At 55.1% G+C, this 23,341-nt stretch carries 31 protein-coding genes and 1 pseudogene; 13 read left to right on the top strand and 19 right to left on the bottom strand.

The window, feature by feature from the left end; all coding sequences use genetic code 11:
* Nucleotides 1-110: 110 nt before the first annotated feature.
* Nucleotides 111-1,436, bottom strand: coding sequence for an MATE family efflux transporter (locus BLU78_RS08405; RefSeq protein ID WP_010260511.1), 1,326 nt, complete (start codon nucleotides 1,434-1,436; stop codon nucleotides 111-113).
* Nucleotides 1,437-1,577: 141 nt separating this feature from the next.
* Here BLU78_RS08405 and BLU78_RS08400 point away from each other — a divergent pair, with 141 nt between their 5' ends.
* The 3 genes from BLU78_RS08400 (at nucleotide 1,578) to BLU78_RS08385 (ending at nucleotide 5,324) form a co-directional block, all read left to right on the top strand.
* Nucleotides 1,578-2,927: a pseudouridine synthase gene (locus BLU78_RS08400; protein ID WP_010260509.1), complete on the top strand. Its 1,350-nt coding sequence runs from the start codon at nucleotides 1,578-1,580 to the stop codon at nucleotides 2,925-2,927.
* Nucleotides 2,928-3,181: 254 nt separating this feature from the next.
* On the top strand, nucleotides 3,182-4,369 hold the full coding sequence (locus BLU78_RS08395) for a glycoside hydrolase family 130 protein (RefSeq protein WP_390620272.1): 1,188 nt from the start codon (nucleotides 3,182-3,184) through the stop codon (nucleotides 4,367-4,369).
* A gap of 661 nt (nucleotides 4,370-5,030) precedes the next feature.
* Nucleotides 5,031-5,324 (top strand): hypothetical protein, encoded by a 294-nt coding sequence (locus tag BLU78_RS08385; RefSeq protein ID WP_010260504.1) that lies wholly within the window; start codon nucleotides 5,031-5,033, stop codon nucleotides 5,322-5,324.
* Between the two features lie 94 nt (nucleotides 5,325-5,418).
* Here BLU78_RS08385 and BLU78_RS14220 read toward each other — a convergent pair whose 3' ends face one another.
* Together BLU78_RS14220 and BLU78_RS08380 are read right to left on the bottom strand one after the other, a co-directional pair.
* Nucleotides 5,419-5,730: a hypothetical protein gene (locus BLU78_RS14220; RefSeq protein ID WP_010260502.1), complete on the bottom strand. Its 312-nt coding sequence runs from the start codon at nucleotides 5,728-5,730 to the stop codon at nucleotides 5,419-5,421.
* Between the two features lie 19 nt (nucleotides 5,731-5,749).
* Nucleotides 5,750-7,559: pseudogene (locus BLU78_RS08380) on the bottom strand (helicase-related protein); the annotation flags it as partial.
* An 8-nt stretch (nucleotides 7,560-7,567) separates the two neighbouring features.
* Between BLU78_RS08380 and BLU78_RS14215 the strand changes: the two are divergent.
* The 3 genes from BLU78_RS14215 to BLU78_RS14205 all read left to right on the top strand — a co-directional run bounded on the left by BLU78_RS14215 (nucleotide 7,568) and on the right by BLU78_RS14205 (nucleotide 8,559).
* On the top strand, nucleotides 7,568-8,041 hold the full coding sequence (locus tag BLU78_RS14215) for a LexA family protein (protein ID WP_315969154.1): 474 nt from the start codon (nucleotides 7,568-7,570) through the stop codon (nucleotides 8,039-8,041).
* 84 nt (nucleotides 8,042-8,125) lie between these two features.
* Nucleotides 8,126-8,440 carry an SOS response-associated peptidase gene (locus BLU78_RS14210; protein ID WP_231290744.1) on the top strand — a complete coding sequence of 105 codons (315 nt, stop codon included), beginning with the start codon at nucleotides 8,126-8,128 and terminating at the stop codon, nucleotides 8,438-8,440.
* On the top strand, nucleotides 8,419-8,559 hold the full coding sequence (locus BLU78_RS14205) for a hypothetical protein (RefSeq protein WP_020693210.1): 141 nt from the start codon (nucleotides 8,419-8,421) through the stop codon (nucleotides 8,557-8,559). The genes BLU78_RS14210 and BLU78_RS14205 overlap by 22 nt, the downstream gene beginning before the upstream one ends.
* 80 nt (nucleotides 8,560-8,639) lie before the next feature.
* Here the strand turns inward: BLU78_RS14205 and BLU78_RS08365 are convergent, their stop codons facing one another.
* On the bottom strand, nucleotides 8,640-8,951 hold the full coding sequence (locus BLU78_RS08365) for a hypothetical protein (protein WP_231290742.1): 312 nt from the start codon (nucleotides 8,949-8,951) through the stop codon (nucleotides 8,640-8,642).
* A gap of 801 nt (nucleotides 8,952-9,752) precedes the next feature.
* Here BLU78_RS08365 and BLU78_RS14000 point away from each other — a divergent pair.
* Nucleotides 9,753-10,049, top strand: a complete 297-nt coding sequence (locus tag BLU78_RS14000; protein ID WP_143029376.1) for a hypothetical protein — start codon at nucleotides 9,753-9,755, stop codon at nucleotides 10,047-10,049.
* A gap of 39 nt (nucleotides 10,050-10,088) precedes the next feature.
* The gene (locus BLU78_RS08355; protein WP_231290741.1) at nucleotides 10,089-10,523 is read left to right on the top strand and encodes a hypothetical protein; all 435 of its coding nucleotides are present in this window, start codon (nucleotides 10,089-10,091) and stop codon (nucleotides 10,521-10,523) included.
* 75 nt (nucleotides 10,524-10,598) lie between these two features.
* Here the strand turns inward: BLU78_RS08355 and BLU78_RS14200 are convergent, their stop codons facing one another.
* From BLU78_RS14200 to BLU78_RS08335, 4 genes are all read right to left on the bottom strand, one after another.
* A complete protein-coding gene (locus BLU78_RS14200) occupies nucleotides 10,599-10,706 on the bottom strand; it encodes a conjugative transposon protein TraN (RefSeq protein ID WP_231290765.1) in 108 nt (35 codons plus the stop codon).
* 171 nt (nucleotides 10,707-10,877) lie between these two features.
* Nucleotides 10,878-11,441 (bottom strand): IbrB-like domain-containing protein, encoded by a 564-nt coding sequence (locus BLU78_RS08345; protein WP_010260481.1) that lies wholly within the window; start codon nucleotides 11,439-11,441, stop codon nucleotides 10,878-10,880.
* Nucleotides 11,386-12,702 carry a DUF3440 domain-containing protein gene (locus BLU78_RS08340; RefSeq protein ID WP_010260478.1) on the bottom strand — a complete coding sequence of 439 codons (1,317 nt, stop codon included), beginning with the start codon at nucleotides 12,700-12,702 and terminating at the stop codon, nucleotides 11,386-11,388. The genes BLU78_RS08345 and BLU78_RS08340 overlap by 56 nt, the downstream gene beginning before the upstream one ends.
* A complete protein-coding gene (locus tag BLU78_RS08335; RefSeq protein WP_010260474.1) occupies nucleotides 12,699-13,106 on the bottom strand; it encodes a hypothetical protein in 408 nt (135 codons plus the stop codon). The genes BLU78_RS08340 and BLU78_RS08335 overlap by 4 nt, the downstream gene beginning before the upstream one ends.
* A 214-nt stretch (nucleotides 13,107-13,320) precedes the next feature.
* Between BLU78_RS08335 and BLU78_RS08330 the strand changes: the two genes are divergently transcribed.
* From BLU78_RS08330 to BLU78_RS08320, 3 genes are all read left to right on the top strand, one after another.
* The gene (locus BLU78_RS08330) at nucleotides 13,321-13,770 is read left to right on the top strand and encodes a hypothetical protein (protein WP_231290739.1); all 450 of its coding nucleotides are present in this window, start codon (nucleotides 13,321-13,323) and stop codon (nucleotides 13,768-13,770) included.
* A gap of 346 nt (nucleotides 13,771-14,116) precedes the next feature.
* On the top strand, nucleotides 14,117-14,548 hold the full coding sequence (locus BLU78_RS08325; RefSeq protein ID WP_010260467.1) for a DNA methylase: 432 nt from the start codon (nucleotides 14,117-14,119) through the stop codon (nucleotides 14,546-14,548).
* The gene (locus tag BLU78_RS08320) at nucleotides 14,545-15,423 is read left to right on the top strand and encodes an N-6 DNA methylase (protein ID WP_010260464.1); all 879 of its coding nucleotides are present in this window, start codon (nucleotides 14,545-14,547) and stop codon (nucleotides 15,421-15,423) included. The genes BLU78_RS08325 and BLU78_RS08320 overlap by 4 nt, the downstream gene beginning before the upstream one ends.
* A gap of 80 nt (nucleotides 15,424-15,503) precedes the next feature.
* On the opposite strand, the gene BLU78_RS08315 is transcribed toward BLU78_RS08320, so the two are convergent.
* The 11 genes from BLU78_RS08315 to BLU78_RS08260 all read right to left on the bottom strand — a co-directional run bounded on the left by BLU78_RS08315 (nucleotide 15,504) and on the right by BLU78_RS08260 (nucleotide 21,148).
* Nucleotides 15,504-15,875, bottom strand: coding sequence for a S24 family peptidase (locus tag BLU78_RS08315; protein WP_010260461.1), 372 nt, complete (start codon nucleotides 15,873-15,875; stop codon nucleotides 15,504-15,506).
* A 291-nt stretch (nucleotides 15,876-16,166) separates the two neighbouring features.
* Nucleotides 16,167-16,439 carry an HU family DNA-binding protein gene (locus BLU78_RS08310; protein WP_026020635.1) on the bottom strand — a complete coding sequence of 91 codons (273 nt, stop codon included), beginning with the start codon at nucleotides 16,437-16,439 and terminating at the stop codon, nucleotides 16,167-16,169.
* Nucleotides 16,440-16,463: 24 nt separating this feature from the next.
* Nucleotides 16,464-16,766 (bottom strand): type II toxin-antitoxin system RelE/ParE family toxin, encoded by a 303-nt coding sequence (locus BLU78_RS08305; RefSeq protein WP_010260455.1) that lies wholly within the window; start codon nucleotides 16,764-16,766, stop codon nucleotides 16,464-16,466.
* The gene (locus tag BLU78_RS08300) at nucleotides 16,759-17,004 is read right to left on the bottom strand and encodes a type II toxin-antitoxin system ParD family antitoxin (protein ID WP_010260452.1); all 246 of its coding nucleotides are present in this window, start codon (nucleotides 17,002-17,004) and stop codon (nucleotides 16,759-16,761) included. Before BLU78_RS08300 ends, BLU78_RS08305 begins: the two co-directional genes overlap by 8 nt.
* A gap of 103 nt (nucleotides 17,005-17,107) precedes the next feature.
* Complete coding sequence (locus tag BLU78_RS08295) at nucleotides 17,108-17,398, bottom strand: DUF4120 family protein (protein ID WP_010260449.1); 291 nt, start codon at nucleotides 17,396-17,398, stop codon at nucleotides 17,108-17,110.
* Nucleotides 17,399-17,415: 17 nt separating this feature from the next.
* Nucleotides 17,416-18,051 (bottom strand): hypothetical protein, encoded by a 636-nt coding sequence (locus tag BLU78_RS08290; RefSeq protein WP_010260446.1) that lies wholly within the window; start codon nucleotides 18,049-18,051, stop codon nucleotides 17,416-17,418.
* A gap of 289 nt (nucleotides 18,052-18,340) precedes the next feature.
* Nucleotides 18,341-18,889, bottom strand: coding sequence for a hypothetical protein (locus tag BLU78_RS08280; protein WP_020693214.1), 549 nt, complete (start codon nucleotides 18,887-18,889; stop codon nucleotides 18,341-18,343).
* Between the two features lie 152 nt (nucleotides 18,890-19,041).
* A complete protein-coding gene (locus BLU78_RS08275; protein ID WP_010260435.1) occupies nucleotides 19,042-19,590 on the bottom strand; it encodes a ParB/RepB/Spo0J family partition protein in 549 nt (182 codons plus the stop codon).
* A gap of 18 nt (nucleotides 19,591-19,608) precedes the next feature.
* A complete protein-coding gene (locus BLU78_RS08270) occupies nucleotides 19,609-19,839 on the bottom strand; it encodes a hypothetical protein (protein ID WP_010260432.1) in 231 nt (76 codons plus the stop codon).
* Complete coding sequence (locus tag BLU78_RS08265; RefSeq protein ID WP_010260428.1) at nucleotides 19,836-20,093, bottom strand: hypothetical protein; 258 nt, start codon at nucleotides 20,091-20,093, stop codon at nucleotides 19,836-19,838. The genes BLU78_RS08270 and BLU78_RS08265 overlap by 4 nt, the downstream gene beginning before the upstream one ends.
* Before the next feature lie 47 nt (nucleotides 20,094-20,140).
* A complete protein-coding gene (locus tag BLU78_RS08260; RefSeq protein WP_026020633.1) occupies nucleotides 20,141-21,148 on the bottom strand; it encodes a hypothetical protein in 1,008 nt (335 codons plus the stop codon).
* Between the two features lie 679 nt (nucleotides 21,149-21,827).
* On the opposite strand from BLU78_RS08260, the gene BLU78_RS08250 reads away from it, so the two are divergent.
* Entirely contained in the window at nucleotides 21,828-23,000 is a 1,173-nt protein-coding gene (locus BLU78_RS08250; protein WP_010260423.1) for a glycoside hydrolase family 88 protein, read from the top strand.
* A 134-nt stretch (nucleotides 23,001-23,134) separates the two neighbouring features.
* Nucleotides 23,135-23,308, top strand: a complete 174-nt coding sequence (locus BLU78_RS14195; RefSeq protein WP_244886505.1) for a hypothetical protein — start codon at nucleotides 23,135-23,137, stop codon at nucleotides 23,306-23,308.
* Nucleotides 23,309-23,341 lie beyond the last annotated feature (33 nt).

The following is a 23,341-nucleotide window of genomic DNA, read 5'->3' as shown; positions in this document are numbered from 1 at the left end:
GCGCCATGCACGTTCGGCGATACTGATGATGATTCTGCTCTGCCGGGGCCTTTGGGCTCCGGCAGAGTCGGTTTATACTGTGTCGATTGCTGCGGGGATTTCCGGACCATTCAGGCGGCGACCTTTTCGAGGATGCTCTTCAGACGGCGGGTCATGAAGTACTGGATCACTCCGCGCAGGAACATGTAGAGCGTGAAGGCCAGCCAGAGGGCATTGTTGCCGATCAGCGGGTAGCAGGCGTAGTAGATGGCGAAATAGGCCGCCGTGGACCAGAACATCGAGTCGCGCATGACGCGCGTCTCGGTGGCTCCGACCATGATGCCGTCCATGATGAAGGGCATGGCCGAAGCGATGGGGATGAGGATGATCCAGACGATGTAACGCCCTGCCAGCTCTTCGATCAGCCCGGCGTTGGGGGCCGAGGAGTCGATGAACACGCCCACCAGGTCGCGCCACCAGACGAGGTAGATGCCCACGAAGACCACCGACACCATCGTTCCCCAGAAGATGCACTTTCGCAGGCAGTCGCGCAGCGACATGCCGTCGCGGGCGCCGATGAACCGGCCCGTGAGTGCTTCGGCGGCGTAGGCGAAGCCGTCGTTCATGTAGGAAAAGAGCGTGAACAGTTGCAGCAGCAGGGTGTTCACGGCCAGCAGTGCGGGATCGCCCATCCGGGCCGAGGCTCCGGTGAAGAACGTATAGACGGCCACGATGCAGAACGTGCGGAGGATGATGTCGCGGTTGATGATGAAGAAAGTCTTCAGGGGTTTGAAGTCCAGCACTTCGGACCAGTCGACGGCGGTGAGCAGCGGCCGGTATTTGGCCATGAGCAGCAGCGCTGAGAGCCCCACGCCCGTCCATTGGGCGATCACCGATGCATAGGCGATGCCCACGATGCCCATGTCCATCCCGAATGCGAACCACAAACTGCAAAGAATGTGCACGACGTTGACCGTGATAGCCGTCAGCATCGGGAAGATGGCGTTCTGCATCCCCGTAAACCAGCCGTTGAAGCCGAAGAGGATGATGCCCGCCGGTACGGCCCAGATGCGGGCATAGAAATAATCGCGGGTCATCTGGCTGCCGTTCATGGCCCACAGCGCCAGTTCACCCAGAGGGTATTGCAGCAGAATCATCAGCACGCCCATCACGGCCGACACCGACAGTGCGCGGACCAGCATGTTGGTACATTCGCGGAAGTTGCCGGCGCCGAAAGCCTGTGCCGTGAGGCCGCTGGTGCCCATGCGGACGAACGAGCAGTTCCAGTAGATGAAGTTGAAGATCGACACCCCGATGGCCAGCGCGCCGATCGTGGCCGCGGAATCGGCGCCCCAATGGCCGGCGATGGCCGTCGAAACGATGCCCATGAGGGGTACGGTGATGTTCGAAACGATATTGGGGAGCGCGATGCGCAGTATTTCGCGGTTCATGGTCATAACGGATGCAAAGATAAGGTAAAAGTGGCAAATTTGCAGTCCGGCTTCGCTTTTATCTTTAATTCGGGCACGTAATGTGTTGTTATCCCCGAAACTTGCACTATCTTTGCCCCCGACACTTTATTTAGTAGAACAGAAACGATGAAAGATCCCAAAAACGACTCGACCCCGGTGCTCGAACGCTTCGGACGCGACAAGCGCAAGCGCACCGTAGTTGCTACGGCGGAGCGTGTCGAGCGTCGCCCGCGTTTGCAGCGAGATGCTGCCGATTCGGAGCAGCCGTCCCATGACCACCAGCCCGAACGCCGGGCTTCGTACAACCCTCATTTCACGGCCGACAACCGTCCTATTTTCGAACGTTCCCGCCGTGAAGAGGGCGATCGTCCCCGCCGCAGTTTCGATGACAGCGATCGTCCCCGCCGCGCATTCGACGGCGACAAACCCCATCGTACATTCGGTGACAAACCCCGCACGTTCGGCGACAAGCCCCGTTACGACAACAGCGACCGTCCGCGCCGCAGCTTTGACGACAATGACCGTCCCCGCCGCGAGGAGGGTGACCGTCCGCGCCGTCCGTTCGGCGAGAAGCCGCGTTACGGCGACAAACCCGCTTATGGCGAGAAAAAATTCGGCCCCAAGAAGTTCGGGGATAAGAAATTCGGCGACAAGAAATTTTCCGACCGTAAATTCAGCGACAAACCTTATAAGCCCGGCGGATTCCGCAAGCAGGACGACAAACCGGCTTCGTATCCGAAATACGATCCGGCGAAGCAAACGGGCGAAATCCGCCTGAACCGTTTCCTCGCCCAGTCGGGCATCTGTTCGCGCCGTGAGGCCGACGATTTCATCACGGCGGGACTCGTATCGGTCAACGGACAGGTCGTGACGGTGCTGGGAACCAAGGTGATGCCCACCGACGAGGTGAAGTTCAACGACAGCCGCGTTCAGGGCGAGAAGAAGGTCTACCTGGTGCTGAACAAGCCCAAGGGTTATGTCACCTCGCTGGACGATCCGCACGCCGGAAAGACGGTGATGGAACTGGTGCAGGGAGCCTGCACGGAGCGTATCTACCCTGTGGGGCGTCTGGACAAGAACAGCCTCGGACTGCTGCTGTTCACCAACGACGGCGACCTCACGAAGCAGCTCACACACCCTTCGTACCAGAAGAAGAAGATTTATCAGGTGACGCTCGACAAGCCCCTGACGCGCGCCGACATGGATCGTATCGCCGAGGGCATCACGCTCGAGGACGGCGAGATTTTCGCCGACGAGATTTCCTATGTCAAAGAGAACAAGCAGGAGGTGGGCATCGAGATTCACTCGGGTCGCAACCGCATCGTGCGGCGCATTTTCGAGTTCCTGGGTTACACCGTGACTAAACTCGACCGTGTTTACTACGCGGGCCTGACGAAGAAGAACCTCAAACGCGGAGCCTGGCGGTTCCTGGCCCGCGAGGAGGTCGAACGGCTGAAATCCGGCCAGTATGAATAGTTTCCGATGACCGCGGCGCATCTGCACCGCACATTGTACCGTATTCGAACAGGGTTGTAGCTTAAAAAGTTACAACCCTGTCTGTTTTGGATCGATGTGTGAGAAATTGCTGCGAAAACTGTTTTTATTTTCCTTCGTTTTTTCGTATCTTGTAACGAATTTGCCGGTCACGAAAAAACCGGCGAATACCTCGGGGAAAAGCGCGTGGGCGCAGGAAAACCGACCCGGGGAAACCAAACTTAAAACCAGATTCCATGAAACAATTATTCAGAATGCTGCTGGCGGCTTCCGGGCTCTCCGTCCTCGTTTGCGGCGGTGCGGACCGTGCTTCGGCCGCGGAGCCCGGGATGACGGAGAACCGGCTGCCGGAATGGGCGCTGGGCGGGTTTGTCCGGCCTGCGGGTGCCAATCCTGTCATCCTGCCCGATTCGCAGGTCCGGTTCTTCTGTCCGATGCGTAAGGATTTGGTCGGATGGATGGAGAGCGACACGTTCAATCCTGCCGCAACCGTCAGGGACGGGGAGATTTGCGTGCTCTTCCGCGCCGAGGACAATTCGGCGACCGGTATCGGCAAACGTACGTCGCGTATCGGGCTGGCCCGGAGTGTGGATGGCGTGACGATGCGCCTCGGGCACGCTCCGGTGCTCTTTCCGGCCGAGGACGGGATGAAGGAGTGCGACTGGCCGGGCGGTTGTGAAGATCCCCGCGTGGCCGTCACCGGGGACGGAACCTATGTGATGCTTTACACCTCGTGGAACCGTCGCATCCCGCGGCTCAGCGTGGCCACGTCGCGCGACCTGGTGACTTGGACGAAGCACGGACCGGCATTCGCCAAGGCTTACGACGGACGTTTCCGCGACCTGAAGAGCAAGTCGGGGTCGATTGTGACGAAGCTCGACGGCGACCGGCTGGTCATCACGCGCGTGAACGGGAAGTATATGATGTACTGGGGCGAACGGATGGTCAACATTGCTACATCGGACAACCTGATCGACTGGACCCCCGAGCTGGATGCAAACGGGAATCTGAAGGGAGTGGTCTATCCGCGTGAGGGTTATTTCGACAGCGCCCTGACCGAGTGCGGTCCTCCGGCGCTGCTGACCGACAAGGGTATTCTGCTGCTTTACAACGGCCAGAACCGGCTCGGCGAGGGGCGGGACAAACGCTATCCCGCACGCACCTACTCCGCCGGACAAATCCTCTTCGACGCGCAGGAGCCCGGAAAGGTGATCGGACGCCTCGACGTGCCGTTCTTCCGTCCGGTGGACGATTTTGAGAAGAGCGGCCAGTACAAGGACGGGACGGTCTTCATCGAGGGGCTGGTCTATTTCAAATCCCGGTGGTACCTCTATTACGGTTGTGCCGACTCGCGTGTCGGGGTCGCCGTTTACGATCCGGCTGTCACGACGCCCGGGGACCCCGTTCCCGGACGTCCGGAGTGACGTTTCCCGCCGTCCTGAAAAAAAGGAACGGTCCGAATTTTCGGCTGACTGTTTTTGAGATACCGTTCTGTAAATCAGAACGGTATTTTTATCGAAAAGAGGAAGGGTTACGAATTGGTGACGGAAGTCTTACATTCTGTTGCCCCCTTATACAATAAATCCGAGAACTCACGATAAATATAGTTAAATATTATACATAAGCAAATTAACGAATGGAAAAGCATTAAGTACTATTTAAGCATATCCGAGTTGGATATGCTTTTTTGTGCTATGAGCGAATCGATTATTTAGTTGCCTGTTTTAACTAAATTATTGCTATCGGGATGTTTCCTATCATTGCATCGTCTAACCAACGATTATTGCTAATGAAGCCATTGAAAGGTAATCCGACTCTGCGTTTGTTACGTCTGGTATTGCGGCGGTTCAATCGTCTCGAACTACTTATCCAGAACCATTCTCGACCTTTACCCGATGACCTGATCGACACTCCGGCAGTCCGCATGCTTACCCGGATGTCCGACCGTACTCTCTCCCGTCGTCGGAGCGACGGCACGATCCCTTATGTCAAGCACGGCGGCAAAATCTATTACAGCAGATCGCGCGTTCTCGAAGCCCTCCGGAATGAACCCCACACCACATCAACTAATAAAGTAGAGAAGTCATGAAAAAGATGATTCTTATCGAGCGAAGCAAATTCGCTCTGCTCGTTCGCAGCCACATGAAAGCCTCGAACATGCTCCTCGTATTGCAGCATGTCTGCCGGGAGCGTCGTATTTCTCTTTCGATGACGCAGGAGGAAGTCTGCCAGCTCATCCGGCTCGATCCGGATTTCGTCGAGAAATACAAACGTCGCGGGAAACTCTGTCCCGTCGAGGATCAGGATGGCAAGCAATATTATAATGTACTGGATTTCATTAATCTGAAAGACATGCAGGAGAGTAAGCGTATCTTCTGAACAAGCGGTGCCGGATATGGCAATTACGATTGATCGGGAATAACCATTCAAATTCAACGAGGCTGCCTAACAAATTTTAGACAGCCTCGCTTTTTTATAACTTCGGCCCTTTGGCCTTCACGTTCGTCGCGGGCCGCACGAGAAGAATATGATTGCGAATAAAGTTCGATTCGGGCAGAGACACGACGTGCTCCCGTTCTTCCGGCGGTTCTTCTTGGCTCCCGGATGCCGCAGAAAGCGGCTCTGCCTTCGACGGTCTGGCGGCCTCGTCCACAATCTCCGCATTTTCGATCTTCGGCTCATTGCGGTTATCTGCTGTTTTCGCCTGCATCTCCTGCTGCTTCTGTGCGATGTCGAGCTGAATCTTCCGGGTCAGCGACTCTGCCTCGGCCTTGAGCCGCTTCAATTCCTCCTCTTTGGGCCATATCCCAGTCGCGTTTCAGACGTTCGAGCATCGCATCCCGTCGTCCGATCTCCGCCGTGTAACGATGCAGTTGGCTCTGCGCCTCATGTCGGGTACGCATGAAGATCGTCTGCTCGCTCTCCAGCGCCGCGATCCTGCCTTCGAGCTTGGCTTTTTGCAGCAGATCGGTATTTCCCGACACCACGGCCATCCACTCCGCGAAGTTCATCCCCGAATCCTCGCTGATGCCCCCCCCTCGTCCAACCGCCGCGCACCTAACCGGTTGCGCTTGAGCTGGTCGATGAACTGCTGCTTGTTGTGCAGCAGATTCAACTTATAGGCATCGAGCGTGCGCAGAACGGCATAGACATAGGCTTTGACTTTATTGCCGGCATACTCCTTGGCGACTATGTTGCCTTTCCGTGCGCCGCGGCCGTTTCGCTGTTCCAGATCCATCGGCCGCCACGGAATGTCGAGGTGGTGCATGGCAACGATCCGTTGCTGGGCATTGACTCCCGTTCCGAGTTTCTGCGTCGAGCCGAAGAGCACCCGGATTTTCCCTTCGTTCATGGCGTCGAACATCGCCTGCCGCACCTTGTCGCTCGCGGCCTCCTGTACGAAGCGGATCTCCTGCGCCGGAATACCGTGGTCTTCGACCAGTTTGCGTTTGATCTCCGAATAGACGTTCCAGATGCCGGGCTTATAGGTCGAGAGATCGCAAAAGACCATCTGCGTGCCTTTCTGATCTCCGTATTGCCGGTAGTATTCAGCGATGTTGGCGGCACTGCGGCTGGCCTTGTTGCCCGGCGAATCCGCATCGCGGGACTTATCAGCCGCATGTCGAGCGAGAGCTTGTTGGAGTACATCGTCACCAACAGCATCAGGGCTTTGATCTCCCCGTCGCTCAGGTCGGCGCGTCCGATATGTTCGGGATCTCCCGTCTTGGCGAAGAGCACCAGCTTGTCCAAAAATGCCTGCTGATCGTCGGTCATAGGTATCTGGCATAACTCCTCGTCCAGCTCGGGACGGTCGATTCCCACGTCTGCGGCCGTGCGGTAGTCGGTAATCTCGTTGTAGAACATGGCCAATTCCGGAACCTTGATGAAATAGCGGAAACGCTCTTTGGAGATCACTTCGTTGGTCACCGAAAACTCGAACTCCGATGTTTTCTGCGCGAATACCGCGGCCCACGCATCGAAGCAGGGAATGTCCTGCCGCTCCAGCTCTTTGGGACGCAGATACTTGAACAGCAGATATAGTTCCGTCAGGGAGTTGGCAATGGTCGTTCCCGAAAGGAATGTCGCGCCGAGATCACGCCCCGTGCGCTGCTGAATGGTGCGGATAGCGTACAGCAGGTTCGTGGCTTTTTTACTGCCGTCGGTATTTCCCAGCCCCGACACGCGGCTGTGGCGGGTGTTGAACATCAGATTCTTGAAGTTGTGCGACTCATCGACGAACAGATGGTCTATTCCCATCTGCTGAAAATCTACCGTATCGTCTTTTTGTGCGTCGATTGTCTCCTGCAACTCGTGAAGCTTGGCATCCAGATTCTCTTTGCGCTTCTCCAGACCGCGCAGAAACCAGCCGTCCACATGTCCGCCCTGCTTTTCGTAGGACGCCAGATTTTCATCTATGTCGTCCATCTCCTGCCGGAGAATCTGCCGCTGCACCTCGGCCGACTGGGGTATTTTGCCGAACTGTTCGTGCGTAAGGATGATGCAGTCCCAGTTGTTGTCCTTGATGTCGCTGAAGATCCGCAGGCGGTTCTCCGGCGTGAAGTCCTCCTTGCCGGGATAGAGCAGACAGGCATTGGGATAGGCCCGTCGAGGGGTTCGTCGACCTGACCGAAGAGCTGATTCCCAACCCGGTCAGCACCTTCTTCGGGAAAGTGCGGGGCATCTCCCTGATCGACGACGACATCGAGGACAGCGACTCGGTGATCGTGGACCGGATGCTCGAACCCCGGTGGGGCGATCTTGCCGTATGCGTCACCTCCGAAGGTTTCACCATGAAATACGTCGAGGTGCACGACGACGGGGAGATCTGGCTGATGCCCGGCAACAAGGACTATGCTCCGATTCGGATTACCGGCGAGAACGAACGGTTGATATGGGGCATCGTCACTCACTCCATCCGGCAGCTGCGGCGTTTGCAGGCCGCGGTGGACGAGGTCAACGGACCGCTGAACCTCGACAGCCGCCTCGTGGTGCTGGGTGCGGAATTGACCGGGCAGAATAACACCCGGCTGCATCGCGAGATGCTTTCGAAATGTCCCTCGACCAAGTGGAGCGACCGGATAGATATTGCCGTCTAACTTTGTAAAGAATTTTTGTTTATGTGTTTTTTCACCTCTCTGCCAGCAAATGCAGCGGCCGTAGCCAAAAGGTACAGTAAGCAGTTGGATATTATCGAAGCTGCACGGCAGGTACTCGCCGAGCAGGAACGGGACGCAAGGGTCCGTCAGGACACCGGACCCGGACGCAGGATGAGCCTTTATGACGTTCGGCTGGCCGAGGATATATACGTCATCCCCGCATACGCCGAGCCGCAATGTGTCATTGTTTCCGGGAGCGACAAACTCCAAGTGATGCAATGGGGGCTGATTCCAAGAACTGCGAAGCCCGGAGATGCTCAGCGTTATGACCGGGAGAATCTGTTCAAAAACGCACGGGCCGAGACGCTTTTCGAGAAATGGCCGTCGCGGCCCTGCTGACCGTATACCCCGAAAAAGAGATGACGGCATGGCCCGTGCGGCCGAAGTTCAACTACGGGGACCCTTACGACGAAGGCATTATAGAGCCGGTCGCGGAAATGCAGACGCTCGGACTCTGAACGCAAAGCTGCCTGACATCATACAAAAAGAGAGGAGACCGATAACGGCCTCCCCTCCGGCAATGAGTCGCGTCACTCTTCTAATACATGAACTCTGCCAGGGCTTCGACGAGCAGTCTGAAGAGCTGATTGGCCGTCAGCGGGTAGGACGTTTTCCTGAATATGCGGTCCATCTTCGTGCGGAGGAGCTCGAAGAACCGGTTGGCTTCGTGAACCGGCATTTTCTTGACCGTCATCACCATCAGCCACAGCGGAACTTCGATATAGGGCGGCTGGATAAAGAGTTCGAGCAGTTCGTCGGATTGGTGTCTGTAATCCAGAAAACTGTTCTCGCAGACTCCGTACAGCGGCAGAATGACCAGTTCGTAGGCGATGCGGTGCGTTCTTCGCATATCGCCCTCTTCATAAAACCATACGTCGATCTTTTTGGCGCCGACTATCCGGTACGGATTATAATTGTCCCTGCTCATTTCAGGAAAGGCCCTTTATTTCCGAGCAAATGCTGTTGACCATGTAATCACGTAATTCACTGCGGGTCGAGAGGCGGCAGAACCGGTATTGCTCAGGTAGATGCCGGCCTTTCGAAAAATGCTTCTGATCCGTCGAGCAAGATTCCAGTCGGACCGAGCCCCCGTCGTGTCTGTCGTAAAGACCCCATAAGGATTCCGCATCCGGACATCGGGGATCGTCGGTATGGAAAAGATATACCTCCCCGACTTTGAAATTACAGTATTTCACTCTCATTCGTTTAGTCTGTTTTATAGTTTGTGCGGCAAAGATGGATGAAACGTCGGGCCCTTGCAAGAATATGTGGAACCATTCCAATTTTTTATTATAACAGGTGCGTCTCGATGCGCGTTTAACGAAGAATTTACGGCGGTCGGTTTTGCCGGGTACTTACTGCGTAGTGCAGCGGATTTCGCGTTTTGGAAATCGATTTTCTCACAAAAACACCGGAAAAAATTTGGATGATAACGAAGAAATGACTATATTCGGGATAACAATAGAGCATTTATCTGTTGTAAACTGTTTATCGTTTCGTAAGTCCCCAACTTTTACCTCAATGACGGATAAACAGGCAAGATCGTAATGCGCGGTCTTGACTGGTTCGTCATAACCTTTGGGACGGTACGAAGCAACCGGTCGAGAACCGCGCATATTTTTTGACAATGCGAATCAAAAGATGTGCCACCATGAATCGACCCGAATGTGAAAGCGAAAGGCTGATTTACAGTTTAGAAACAAGCCCCAAATTACAACTTTTATTCGAAAATTCCGCTGTCGGTGAAACTTATTTGTTTCACCGGATTGCTTCGGATTGCCTGCGGATTCCCCGTTTTTCGATAAAGGCAACGGAACCGCTGTCCGTTCCGTATCGACCGCCTCCGATTCGTCTTCATTCTGATGGCACCGTCCGCTTTCGCCCGGCTGCCCGCAAAGCCGGCCTGCGAAGACTCGTGCGCACGGATCGCCGTTCCGGCATCGTCTGAATACGAACAAATTTTCCTAATCTCAAAATGATGGATTTTATGAACGGTTTTGAAAAGGATAACGAGAATTTCTATCGCCCTTATCGTGTGGTAAGCGTCAAAAAGATCGACCGCTGGTTTTTCGAGAAGCATGACCATCGCAGAACCCATGCGAAAATCTATGAAACGGTCATCCGGCCTAAGTTCGGGATTTGCGAAAACACGTTTCTCGACTACCGCCACGAATCCGACGAACTGCTGGAATTGTTCCGACAATCGGTCAACGTCGAATTTTCGATGTGGCTTCCGACCATGGAGGCCAAGTACATGAGCCCTGTCGAAGCCGACCGCTTCAGCCTGATGCTTTGGGATGCGTTCGACTCAGCTTTTAAATGTATACTCAAAGAGGAACCGGCCTGCCGGATAAATGCCGAAAAGTTATTGAAATACCTGATAATCTGTTTGGGCGAGAAATCACCCGTCGGGGTGAGGTGACGCGACTCGTTAATGAAGGGAGGGGGCTGTCCGAAATTTCGGACAGCCCCCGGTGTTTTCATGGATCAATCTAATTTATAGCAGTTTGGCATTCAAAATCTCCCGGCTCGTTATTTCGGTAGTCTGATGCCGGGCTCCGTTTTTCTCGGTGATTTCCTCTAAAAGTACCTTGTCATCGGAGATCGTGAACTTGGGCAGCGCGAATACCGTCCGCTGGCGCTGGTGCCCCCCCCCTTACGACGGTCGGATCATTGCATGAATCGACTTCGGAAAAACGTCCTGTCAGTCCCATCCGCTGGACCCGAAACGGGATCAGCCCGTGGAGCTGATCGCGATTCCGGAATAAGCGGGCAGTTATAGCACAAATTCGACCGTGTCCTCGTCGGCATCGCCGAGGCTGAACTCCTTGTCGGAGAAGAGTTCGGCGAGGCCCGTGATCTGTTTCAATCGCAGCAACTCGTCGCGGTCCATGCCGATATGACGCATGATCCACTGGTCGGACATCCGCGCCCGGGTCAGTTCTGCGACAATCTCGCTCATCAGCTCGACGTTGTGCGTGCCCCGCGCCCGGTTGTGGCGGATGGTCGAGGCCATGCGGTTCGAAAGATCCTTCTCGATCACGGCCACGGGCAGCAGCCCCCGTTCGCGTTCGTAGATGCGTTTCGAGGTCTTGAGCACCAGATAGCGGTGGTAGCCGTCCACCAGTTCGTAAAGGTCCTTCCCTGCGTCGTAGTAGCAGACACACGGCATCGTATAGCCGTCCTCCCAGATAGACAGTTCCAGCAGTTTCATTTCGGGCGGCGCCACGACGTTGGGGTTGTAGCTGTTCGCCACGACCTTCTCCACCGGTACGGCACGAACGTTATAGACAGGGCTCCGGTAGCTTTTTTCGGTCGGATGTTCGTAATAGCGATTCATATTTTTCCATGATTTTCCTGCGGCGCAGCGTTTCGCTCTTGTTGGGCGAAAAACCCATGTATTTGCAGGCGTGGTCGTTTTTCAGAATGCAGATGCAGATACGCTTGAACGTAGGCAGCAGACTGAATTCCGGCAGGTCCGTGTCGTCGAGATACTCCATGCGCACCGGACGCTTGTCGGTGCGGTAGGCGCTCCTGTCGCCGACTTCGATGCGGATGCCGGCCTTTTGCAGTCTGGCGATGGTCTCCTCGGAGAGGCATCCGCCCTTTTCACGCCAGAAGCGGATGCTTACGGAGAGTTTTTCGAGGTAATTGCGCCGCGTCGGCTCCGGAAGCGTCGAGAGCAGGAAGTGCATGTAGCTTTCCCACGTCATTCCTTTCGGCAGGCGCACCGACTGCCAGCCGACGGCCGCCGTCCTGCCGTACAACGCCGCGAAATTGGCCCCGTCGACCCTGCCGACCATGCGTCCCCACGTATCCGGATCGATGGCTTTGTAGAGATGCAGGCTGGCGATGGCCGGCGAGATGAACGGACTGGCCACGCGCTGACTGTCGAGCGGCACGCCGGCGCGGTAGAAAAGATCGTACAGCCGGTTGTAGGACCAGCCGAAACGACCGTTCGCCGTCCAGATGTCGGTCGTCAGCCAGTCGTAGAGCGGATAGGCGTTGCAAATACCTTTGCCGACCCACTGGCGTATCCACCGTTTGCCTGAAAAGCGATGGTGATTGCGGTCGCTGTAAATCGTGCGCCAGCGGTTGAAGCTCTCCTGCGTGCGGATGCCGATCAGACAGCACGTGCGCACCGCGCCGCTGCGCGCGTGAAGCCATTCGGCGAAGCGGTTCTGGAACTCGTAATCCCACATTTCGTCGGTGAAGAACGGGAAATCGCGCTGCGTAAGACATCCCCCGGGCATCTCCCGCACCCAGATGTCCCGCTTCGACTCCTCCCACGGCCGCCAGTACTGCCGGAACATCGAGGTGCAGGTCTGCACCTTGAACGGCACGCAGACCCGGTATACATCGAGGATATCGGTGTTCTCGGCCAGCGTGCGGTCCACATAGTCGAGCGTATCGCGGTACTGGATTTCGTAATCCATATGGAAGACCCCAATTCGGCGCCGCAGGCCGTGCCGCCGTATGTAGTCGATACAGAGGTTGAGCAGCACGCCGCTGTCCTTGCCGCCGGAGAAGGAGACGTAGATGTTGTCGAAAAGATCGAAGACCGTTTTCAGCCGCCGCTGTGTCCGCTCGTAGACGTTCATGGCTGCCGCTTTTTCCCGTACTGCATCGTCACGTATTGTGTCCACTCCTTCGTGGGAACAAATCCCTCGGTGCGGAACACCTCGGCGTGGCGGAGCAGCGTTACGGAGCGTATCGTATAGTCGCGGTGGTAGTATTGGATGATCTCGCGCAGGAAGCGCGACAGCAGCAGCGGATCGTCACCCGAAACGTAGTAGTTGTTGATCTTGGCCACGCCGCCGTCGGTGATCTCCACGGGCATGAACCCGAAGACGGTCTCGCCCTCCCACGCGACGAACCACGTGTGCGCACGCGAAGTCCAAAACGGGTAGTTGTTGTTCTGGCGCAATACGCTGCGCCGCATGACCAGCGGAGCGACGAGCGTGTAAAGGCGGGGTGAAGTGCCGTCCAGTTTCTCGATTGTCATATCCGAAAGGTTATAAAACGACCGAATGTTATATATCTGGGACCGAATGTATTGAAATACACATTCGATCCTTACAAATATAAGAAATATCGGTCGTTTTCCCAAATTTTCGGATCAGGGCGAAGGATGGTATTGCACTGGTTTTTCTTTTGCGCCAGCGTATTTTTTAGGCAGAAAAAATTATTTTTGCATACGAAACCGTTAACCTCGATTTATGAATTGTGCAAATCATCCTGCCGAAGCGGCAGTCGCCCAATGTACGGAATGCGGAAAAGGACTGTGTGTACAATGCGTACAAAACCGGCAAAAACCCGTATGCGCCGCATGCCGTGAAAAATTGAGAAGCCAGACTGTCGGCTCGATTGTTTTTCATCTGCTTGTTTATGTCGGGCTGTTCATCCTGGGATATAAATGGAATTTCATGGAAGGGAATGGATTTCCCGATGGAAGATTTGCCAGCGGTTATATGCTGATGGCCGTGGTCTCCGGCTGGCAGTTCTTGAACTCTGTCGTCGGCTGGCGATTGGTGCAGGGAGATTTGACGGCTTGGGCGATCTATTACGTGCTTAAATTACTCCTTTCCGTAATTGTCGGCTTTTTCACAGCCCCTTTCACGATCCTGTGGAACTTGATAAAACTGATACCTTTCATGATGCGACGATAACAATCTTCTAAAAACAAGGGAGAGCCTAAAACTCTGGGATGCGTTCGACAAGGCTTTTCAACATATATTCAAAGAGGAACCGGCTTGTCGGATAAATGCCGAAAAGTTATTGAAGTATCTGTTAATCTGCTTTGGCGAGAAATCACCCGTCATGGTGGGGTGACGCGACTCGTTTATAGTCGATCCATGCTTTATTGATCTGGTTCGAAGGGCAAGTCGGGCGTCTGGGCGGCCTGACACGACAGGGCTGTACGTTCCATCCCGAAGAGCTGGGAACCTTGTCCCGATACCGGGCCGAACGCTATATTCGCTGCGGGATACCTGCCAGCTGCTCTGCCGGCTCGAAATGCAGAACGAGATCGAATACAAGGGCCTGCGGCGCAAACTCAACGGATGTTACGAGAACTTCACGGCTCTGTTGGGCGATCTGAACAAGAAGGAGAATGCCGCCTTCATCCTGAACGATCCCGGCGGACGGGAGGTGCTGGGACTCGAACGCTTCGTCGAAGGCCGAAAACAGCTCTCCGACATCCTCCGACGCCCTGTATCGTTCGACCCTAACGAACTCAAACAGGTCGATACAGCGGCCGAAGCGCTGGCCGCCTCGCTCAACAAGTTCGGACGGGTGGAGTTTTCCTATATGGAGTCGCTCGCATCGCGTTCCCGGCAAGAGCTGATCGACGAACTGGGCGATCGCATTTTCTACAATCCGCTGGTCAAAGGGTATGAAATCTGCGAACGGCTCGCGGCAGGGAATGTCGTCGCCAAAGCCGAATGAATCGAAAATTACTCAAAGAGAACCCCGACGACGATGCCTGCCGCCGCTCGCTCGTGCTGCTTCGTGAGGCCGGACCCAAACGCATTGAGTTCGAGGAGCTGGATTTCAACCTCGGCGAGCGATGGATACCGACCGATATTTACGAAGGCTTCTGCGAGCATTTCTTTCAGGCTCCCGTATCGGTAAGCTATTCGGCGAAGATGGATGCCTTCGGCATCGAGAACCACGGGTACAGTCCCCTGATCTCCCAGAAATACGTCGTCAAAGGGGACTTCGAGGTCTACGACGGTATGGATCTGCTGCACCATGCCATGCTCAACACGCTGCCCAACATCAACAAGGACGGCGGCAAGGACGAACACGGCAAGACCATCCGGATTCCCGACTTCGAGGCCCGGCAGAAGGCCGACACGCTCATCACCGAAATCCGGCAGGCATTCGTCGAATGGCTGCATGCGCAGCCCGACGATTTCAAAGAGCGGCTGACCGATCTCTACAACCGCAAATTCAACTGCTATGTCCGTCCACGCTACGACGGCAGCCATCAGCAGTTTCCGGGGCTCGACCTGCGGGGGCTGGGCATCAACGACCTGTATCCCAGCCAGAAGGATGCAATCTGGATGATCAAGCAGAACGGCGGCGGCATCTGCGACCACGAGGTCGGTACGGGCAAGACGCTCATCATGTGCGTCGCAGCGTATGAGATGCACCGTCTGGGACTGGCCCGCAAGCCGATGATCATCGGTATCAAGGCCAACATCCACGAGATCGCCCGAACCTTCCGCACGGCTCGTCGCTCTCCGGAAAATACGAGGCTCGGATCGCCCGCCGCTCGAACAGCGCGGGTTGTTCCTTCTGCGGCAGGCGGTCGATAAGGCGTGTGCGCCGTCGCTTGAACCGCCGGATTTTGATGACGACCGTAACGACGCCCAGCACCCGCGCTTCGGTTTCGCGGTCAACAGGAAGCGTGTCGTCCGTCCCGCCGCCGAGAAGCCATAGCTCGCGCCCCCCCCCGTTTGCGGATATATTTCAGCACCCGTTCGCCGCAGACCTCGCAAAACGCCAGGTCCCCGGTGCGCGGTGCAAGTCGCGTGTCGAAAAGGATGCCGTCACCCTGCTCCAGCTCCTCCTCGACCAAGTAGTAATCTCGAACGCGGGCATAGTATGTCGCACCCGGACTCAGTATGAGGACTTCGTTCAGGTCGATGCGGTCGCCGATATAGTCCGCGGCCGGCGACGGGAATCCCGCCGGAATGCCCTCGCTGACGTAGGGCAGCGATTTGACAGTCGTCGTTATAAGACCATATATATCGAAATGAATATTCATCGTGCATAATTAGGCGCAGGGGCATACGGGGTGTCGGCACACAATGCAGTCGGGCATCGTGTCGTCGTTTCGACAAATAGTTAAGCGGGGCTTTGCCGGTTCCTGCCGGCTGTGTAGTGTGAAATTGCGTCGTTTCCTCGGTACTCCCTGCGGAGTTCGTTCGCAATACAAACGAAAATATCGTGCCTATGTTGTATTACAGGGTAAAAGCACCGGTGCTCGAAAATAAACTTGACAAAGGTGGGATGTAAAATAAAGAAAAAAGCCGAGCAATTTACTCGGCTTGTTGTACTATTTCAAAAGACGCAGAAATTCGGGCGATGCTTTGAACGCCGGAATATCGTGCGCCGGAATTTTGAGCGTCGTATTCTTTGTGATGTTACGTGCTGTCTTCTCCTTACGGTGCTTAATCAGGAACGTTCCGAATCCGCGCAGGAAAACGTTTTCCTTGCGAATCTGCGCGACGCGCACCTCTTTCATAAAACCCTCCACGACAGCTGATACGGTCGTGGCCTCGACACCTGTTTCCCGAGCGATTTGTTTAACGATTTCTTGTTTTGTCACGGATGCTTATTTTTTTAATGTTTTCTAATCTGCGAATCGGTTGCTAAGATCCATCCGTTCGTGAAGTATACGCACGACCTCAATCCCCTTATCGCCTACAATGCGATAAAAGACGATATGCTTATTGACCTTGAATCCGTAAATTCCAGCTCCAAGTTCCTTATATTCCCGACCGAACAACACAGGATTGCCTGCCAGCTTGCGGCAGGAGGCGATCAATAACCTGTAATAGGTATCCGCCTGCCGCTCCGACCACATATCCGCCGTATAGTTCCAAATGTCGGAAAGGTCTTCGACCGCTTTGCGGGTAAACCGTATTTCATCCATTCGTCCGCTTGGCTTTCAGGGTTTTCAGATGATCCTCCAGGTCGAATCCTTCGGCTACGCCGCTGTCGATTCCCTCGCGGATGGCAGTCTTCAACTCCGTCAGACGGCTCTCGTTCTCCTCCAAAAGCCGCAAGCCTGCCCGAATAACCTCGCTGGCATTATTATAACGCCCCTGTGCGATTTTTGCCTTGATGAAATCCTCGAAATAAACGCCGAGGGCTACCGATGTCGTTTTCATAATTGTTCAGTCTTTACGCAAAATTACCAATATTTAATAATAAAACAAAATCCCGGCCGGATTTATTGTGTCCGGCCGGGATCGACAATTCGTATTCAACTTTTCAGGTATGGGTCATCCAACCGTGAAACGGCTCGTCGATGAAACAGCACGAGCGGTCCGGCTGCCCGTGATAGACCAATCCGCCGACAACGCCCAAACGTCCGTCGGGATAGCGTTCCTTGAAAAGGAATGAATGCGGAGCAAAGTCTTTGTAAAGTTCGATCTCACACGGATGATGGGGATTTTGCTCCCGCCGTTCGAGCCGTTTCAGACACTCGTGGAGCGTCTTGTCGCCGATACTTTCGGCGTACTGCACTACCTTGCCGTAATGTTCCTGACACATGATTTTCATAATAGTCCGGATTTTCGTTAGTCTATATCGCAGCCAATGAAGGTTTGTTCGTTGATAAGCAGATAGTAATAACCGTTACCGCATCCGCGGTACTCTTTGGAGAATCCTGCGGCAAGGTCTCCAACCCGGTGGTAGCCATCATCCTTATCGCAGGGCTCCACCCATAGCGAACCGTCGTAGCCCCGAAAGTCAAACCGGCCCGAGTGGAACGGCGTGCGGCTACGGACTGCCTCGCAGAAACACCGGTAGGTCGTTTCGCCGCAGTATCTCCGCACGGCATCGAGCGTAATGATCTGCCCGTCGATGCAGGTGCCGGTCGTGATCCCGTTTTTATAGAGACTTTTTCTGTAATCGGCATTCTGGATATTGCGGATGAATGGGCTTGTGAATCCCGCTTTGGCCGCTTCCCGTTGGAATTTGCAGATCAGACGACGATTGATTTCCTCAGGGGCTTTGTCCGGAGCCGGTTTGAAAATCTTTTCAATGTTGTCCCAGTCGCCGAATCCGAAGCCATACCTTCGTCTGCCAATACCGATAATGCCGCAAATGTTTTGATCGCGGTTGTAAAACAGGCGTCGGCGTCGACCTTGATACTGGATGTACAGGGAGTTCGGGGTTTCTGGATTGCGTAAATATTGTTCTGCTTCGTGCATGGTAAATGGATATTATATTAATACATTGTATCGCGCAGCCTCGGATGCACAGGGACCTGAACACTGGCTCGCTCACAGAGGTCGATGATTCGGCAAGTCTGCGTGTCCACATCATCCAAATCGAGTGGCATACGGATGATGGGATCATTCTACGCTGTAACTTTGCTTGTAGGGCATGACTCTTTGTAGATTAACTCTTCGAGTGTCATGTCCTGCGGTTGCCTGATGTCGTCTTCCGGTCTGACGAAATAGCAGACCGTGGTATGCCGCCCGTGGTCCTTGACGAGTTTCACGGGCTGGGGCGTGTTGTAGATGCGCCGCTCGGAAACGGGAGCATCGAGCGCCTTCCATTCCGTCCGGCCAACTCCTGCAGATCGCTGTCCGTAATCGTCGCAACGTCATATCCATGTCTTTCGAGTGCTGCACGGTTCAGAAAGGCGATGTCGAACTCCGCATTCGGATCGTCCTTATTCGAAACGCCTCGCAGTTTCTCGTCGGTGAATCGGTAAATCTCGTTGGGGTACTCCTTCTCCGTCCGGTTCGCATCCCCGTGCTGCCGGGAGAACTCGTCGCCCCAGGCAATGAGCGTCGCGGCCGTATCGCGGAAATTGTCCGAGGGCCGGAACTTCCTGCGGCCGGCTTCATAGGCGATATCGACCAGCGCCTCGGCATAGTCGCGCAGGCACACATTGTCCGGAAATGCTGCGGGTTGCCTTTTCATAAAGGCGGTGATGGCCTCGGCATAGATCCGAAGCTGCAGACGGTCGCGTTCCGCGGCGGCTTCGTCGCAGTCCAGCCCCAACTCCGGAGATTCATGGTCATCGAGGAAGTTCTGCAACTCGCCCAGCCGGAAAACATCGCAGCGTGAATGGTACTGGTCGCCATCGGACTATGTTGGCTGATCCTCTTTCCGGAATATCCGAAACACAGATATTGATCCGGGATTGAACCCAATTAAAAGTGCCCGGCTTTCCGGGCACTTTTAATATTTTACAACTTACAATTCTCTGGTGTGGCAGGCAGGTCATTCCACGACTTGTCCGCCATAGTGCAATGTGCATATTTCACGATGTATCTGCCGGCATAGCAGCTCGATAACCCGTTCGGAAAGATCGTGCCGCACCGTGTGCATGAAGCGGCGGTTCTCGATGCGGCTGAACAGGCCTGTGCCGTCTTCAGCGACGGCATCTCCTCGCGCTGAATGTTCTCCGAGAGCGCGAGGTCGAAGATCGCCCGTTCGTTGGCGGGAGCGGCATCGACGATGGCCTCGATTTCGGTCTGGCCGAGCGGTTGCACGGCATGGTAGCGGCGTTCGCCGCAGACGATGATATAGCCGCCTTGTTCTGCGGCTCGCACCCGGATGGGCTGAATAAGGCCGTGCGTGGCAATGGAGGCGGCCAGTTCCGCGAGGGCATTTTCGTCGTAACTCCGCCGCGGATTGTTGGGGTTGGGGCGGATTTTGTCAATGGAGAGCAAAACGGTCGATTTCGTGCTCTGGGCGGCGGTTGCGGTCGTGGTGTTGGTTTCGTTCGTTTTCATGGTGTGATGATTTTAAGATTATTTTGAAAGGTATTTGATCAGTTGCTTGTGGCGGTCGTACGGTATTTTGAACAGCAGGTAGGTAATGCCTATGCCGTTACGCGATGCGTTGTGAAGGAGTTGCCGCAGATCGGGGTCTTCCCCGGCCATGACGCCGAACACCTCCGGCATGTACTTTTCCGGCAACTGCGTGCGCATCATGTAGTCGAAATCCGCCGTGCGCTGTACGATTTCTTCGTATGATTTCATAATAAAGTCGTTAAGAATGAGAGAATTGAATCGCCGGACATGGCATGCGCGTTGTCCCAATTCCGCCATTGTTGTCCGTCCTTGTTCTGTAACGAGAGGTTGAAAAGAGGGGCTTTCCCCTGCGACCACTTGCCGGAATAAATCCGGATGCTGAAAGTGTGTACATGGCCGCTGAAATCGAAAAAGGCGGTGTATTTTTCTTTGCCGTTGATCTCCAGCAGGAGCGCGGCGATAGCTGTTATCTGTTCGTTCATGCTCTCGGGTGTTGTGGGGCGGGCGGATGCCCGCCCCGGGTTGAATGTTATTTGAGATAGGCGGCCAATGCGCTGCGCACCTCTTGTTCTCGGCGTTTGGAGAAAATCCACCCGGCGCACCGGGTGCCGTCGTGCGTAAGGTAGGCGCGGAACAGCCTGTTCAGATCGCGGAGTGTGCCGCGCAGGGGTTTCGTATCGCCGAATACGGCGATCGACTTCGCGGAGTATTCCACGATCTCGACACGTGCGTCGGCCACGGTTTCGGGGGCGGCGGTCTGCGGTGCGGGTGCAGGGTTCTCGATGCATACGTTCTCGGGATTTCCGGCCACGACGGCGAAACGCTTGATAACGCCCTCTTTGTCGCGGCACGATTCCTTGCTGACCTGCCAGCCCGAATAACGGTGCGTGCCGAGGTAATAGCCGTGCCCCATGCTGTACTTTTCACGGTGTTCGTACTCGGCATTACGCTCGGCTAGGTGTGCCGTGCCCTCGAACCGTGCCGCGGCCTTGCGCATTTCGGGGAACAGATCGCGCGTGTGGGTCGAGAATCCGAGGATCACTGTGCGCACGATACGCGAGCCGAAATAGTCCGTATAGGGGTCGCATTCGCTTTCATGCTGTTCGCCGATGATGACGGCCACGGCATCGTCGGGAACGATCTGCCGCAGACGCTCCGCGCCGATGGTGCGTAACCGTTCCGCGTCTTCCGCCGCCGCACGTCGGACGGCTTCCTGCTCGGCTTTGAGGGCGTTGGCACGGGTGCGGAGCGCCGCAACCTCGGCGGCATCCATAAATTCGGGGTGCTCGTCGTCGTAATAGTGCCCGATACCGAATTTGTCCCGCAAGGGGCGGATCAGATCTGCGGAGTGCTCCTCTGCGGTTTCGGGGTCGATCAATCGGTAATTATAACCGGATTGTGTGTGTTCGATTCCGGCCACGACCATGCGGCAATACTTGCTGTAAGGGCCGTCGAAAATGACGATTTGATTCTCCCGCACGCTCTGTACGTTGGTGTCGTAACTCTTTCCTGCGAATAACAATGTGACTTTTCCCATAGTTGTAAGGTGTTGAATATTAGTAAAACAGCCGCAGGAGAAACCGCACGAAGACAACCACGGGGGAAAGAACGAGACGCACGATGTCCCGACACCGCCGCAAGAGCCATAACGAGAGGCAGAACCCTCAAAAACCGCCCGCGCCGAATAGATGCCCGCGAGAAATTTGAACGCCGAAAACGCGCCGAAAAGCACAGCTGCGAAACCTGCCGCAGACCTCCAAAACCCGCAGATGCGGTGCATAACGTGCTAAACGGGGAGTAGGTAGCCTCGGAAACAGCACAAAGACATACGTGGAATTTTCAACTTATTTGTATTTCCGGGCATTCCATTATATAAAACGGATAAAAATGAAGCGGAATTTTGGTATAATACTGGATGTTAAACAAATGTGAACGGCATGTTAAGGCCTGCATAAAACGTCTCTCTACACACATCAGTTTCAAGAGTATCTCCGTATTGCTTTGAAAACAGCAAAGAGATTTAATTATTACATGAAAAGATTGTGATATAATTTCTTTTAAGATATTTTTTATTTGCATTTATTTGTTTTTATGATCTTTTTATCCTTTATTTGCATTGGTTAACCAAAACTAATCCTAAAAACAAATCACGGCTGCCACTGATCGGTCGTCTGTTTTGGGATAAACTGATTTTCTAATTGACTAATAGGTATGGTATGAAGAAACCTCTTTTTGTTCTCTTTTGTTGTTTATCGGCGACTCTTGTCGTTTCGGATTCGTTCGCACAGCGTTTTGTCCGCCGGTCGCTGGACCGCGCCTGCGTCCAGGCGGCGCAACTGGATTCCGAACTTACGGATACGACGCTCTATCCGACGAGTCTGGACCGTGCGGGCGCTCTTGAGCTGAAAAGCATCCGCAGCTGGGTGAGCGGCTTTTTTCCGGGCACCCTGTGGCTCCTTTACGGCGAAACGCAGGACCCCTCGTGGCTTTGGCGCGCCCGTCGCCGCACGGCGGCCCTTGCCGGGCTTTCGTCTTACGAACGTACGCACGACCTGGGCTTCATGGTCGGCTGTCCGGTGGGGCTCGGGTCGAGGCTTACCGGCGACAAGGCTTATGAGCGGTTGTTGGTGGAAACGTCGGAGACGCTGTTGAAGCGTTTCGATCCCAAAGTGGGGCTGATCCGTTCGTGGGACAACAAAAACCGCCTGCCGGACCCTTATTTGGTGATCATCGACAACATGATGAATCTGGAAATGCTTTTCGAGGCGAGCCGGTTGACGGGCGATCCGCGGTTCCGCGATGTCGCCGTCGCCCATGCCAACACGACGCTTCGCAACCATTTCCGCAAGGACGGGAGCGCCTATCACATCGTCGTTTATGACTCCGCCACGGGCCGTGTGCGCGAGCACCGCGGCGGTCAGGGCTATTCTTCGTCCTCGGCATGGGCCCGCGGACAGAGCTGGGGCCTCTACGGCTTTACGATGTGCTACCGCGAGACGGGCGACGCCCACTATCTGGACCGTGCGGTGAAGAGCGCGGAGTATATTCTCAACCACCCGAATCTTCCCAAAGACGGGGTTCCGTACTGGGATTTCGACCGTCCGGGCGAAGAGCGCGACGCCTCGGCAGGCGCCATCATCGCCTCGGGGCTGCTCGAACTCGCGGAGTACGTTCCTCACGAACAGTCGCGGCGTTATGTGAAAGCGGCCCGGCGTATTTTGAAGAGTCTTGCTTCGGACCGCTATCTGAACGCTGCGGGCTCTGCACACGGGTTCCTGCTCTCGCACAGCGTCGGCCACAAGCCCAAGGGAAGCCAGGTGGACGTGCCGATCATCTATGCGGACTACTATTTCGTCGAAGCGCTGCTTCGCTACCGTGAACTTAAATAGTGTAACTATCAAAAAAATGACATGCTTATGGGTAAATTCGATGAATGACACACCTCGGTTACGTCCCGTTCGGGGACTTGGGTATGTGCGACAGCATACCGGCACACAAATTCTAACCTATGAAAACCAAGAAAATGAAAGTATCGCATCGTGAGCGACGCATGAGGACCGGAGGCCGATTCCTCTGGGCGGCGGCGCTGCTCGCGGGTCTGGTCGCAGACCCGTTCGGGGCGCAGAGCGCGTCGCAGGCGCAAACACCCCCCCCCAACAAAAAACGAGCCATAAACGGACGGTATCGGGCCATGTAACCGACCGTGACGGACGCCCGGTTCCGGGCGCTG

It is taken from the genome of Alistipes timonensis JC136 (assembly GCF_900107675.1).
GTDB classification, from domain to species: domain Bacteria; phylum Bacteroidota; class Bacteroidia; order Bacteroidales; family Rikenellaceae; genus Alistipes; species Alistipes timonensis.
Note: the sequence above shows the minus strand (reverse complement) of the source record. Positions and strands in the feature narration are given on the sequence as shown.